Annotated in this window: 1 protein-coding gene; it reads right to left on the reverse strand. The window is 64.8% G+C overall.

The window, feature by feature from the left end:
- A partial coding sequence (locus tag EN874_RS32410; RefSeq protein WP_281061461.1) for a phosphoribosylaminoimidazolesuccinocarboxamide synthase occupies nucleotides 1-389 on the reverse strand: 389 nt, incomplete at both ends.

Consider the following 389-nt stretch of genomic DNA (forward strand, 5'->3'; position numbering starts at 1 on the left):
CCCGCCGCTTGCGAACGCCTCGTCATAGCTCGCAGCGATCCAATAGCGGCTGCTGTCGGGCGTGTGGATTTCGTCCGCCAGCACGATGGTGCCGTCCGGCGCGGTGCCGAATTCATATTTGGTGTCGGCCAGGATCAGGCCGCGTTCGGCGGCGCGCTGCTGGCCGCGGGCGAACAGCTGCTGCGCATAGCGTGATACGGTGTCCCACTGCGCCTGCGTGAGAAGCCCCTGGCCGATGATCTCGGCTTCCGACAGCGGCTCGTCATGGCCGCCATGGGCAGCCTTGCTGGTCGGCGTGATGATTGCTTGCGGCAGTCTTTCATTGTCGCGGAGCCCGTCGGGAAAGCTGTGGCCGTAGAAGCTCCGTTCGCCTTTCCGGTATTTGGTCA

Source organism: Mesorhizobium sp. M1D.F.Ca.ET.231.01.1.1, from assembly GCF_003999155.2.
Classification (GTDB): Bacteria; Pseudomonadota; Alphaproteobacteria; order Rhizobiales; family Rhizobiaceae; genus Mesorhizobium.